The sequence below is a fragment of the Oleiphilus sp. HI0123 genome (assembly GCF_001635315.1).
The window spans coordinates 1-633 of record NZ_LWGE01000598.1 but is presented as its reverse complement, the minus strand read 5'-3'; the positions used below and the strand labels follow the sequence as shown (position 1 = coordinate 633).

Genomic DNA, 633 nt, shown 5'->3' with positions numbered 1-633 from the left:
GGGGAACAAACTAAAAAACAGTGATGAAGGCTCATTCACTTCTATTGAATCAACTGGCCAGTCTCTATATAACAACCACCCTGTACCTTCGTATGAATCTACAAAACGATTAGCGTTATCGATACGATCGAACTCAGATTTCTTCTCGACTGTCTTTAAGGCCCTATCTTGGCGAGTCATAATGTATCCAGCCCAATCAGGTTTATGAGACTCAAAAAAGACTAGGTCAGTACCACTTCCAGTTGTAAAGGTATCGCCAACTAACTCGTGATAGTCTCGCGTTACATCTCTATCTGTCCAACACCCTTCACTCGAGTAGGCAGTACAAGTGGTCGCCCTATAAGCAGGCAATAGTGCTTCGATAAACAGCTGGGCATCAAGCGAATTGGCAATAGACCAACCTTGGTAAGCACCTTGAGTCAACGCACGCGTTTCTTCCAAAGTATTACCAGTCAGTTCATCCCAGCGTAGCCAATCCCGGTTGTTTCGGCTATCAGAAATAATGCTAGCATTAACATCTGCGTCATAGCTTAGCGAGCCAATAGTCATCGACATCACCAAACCCGACTGGCTCAGCAGAGCAGCCAATATAACGAAGATAAAGAAAGTGTTCGGCACTTTAGTTTGCTTGTT

At 44.4% G+C, this 633-nt stretch carries 1 protein-coding gene; it reads right to left on the bottom strand.

Annotated features, from left to right (window positions below):
• A partial coding sequence (locus A3761_RS05400; RefSeq protein ID WP_156491629.1) for a hypothetical protein occupies nt 1-618 on the bottom strand: 618 nt, incomplete at its 3' end.
• Nucleotides 619-633 lie beyond the last annotated feature (15 nt).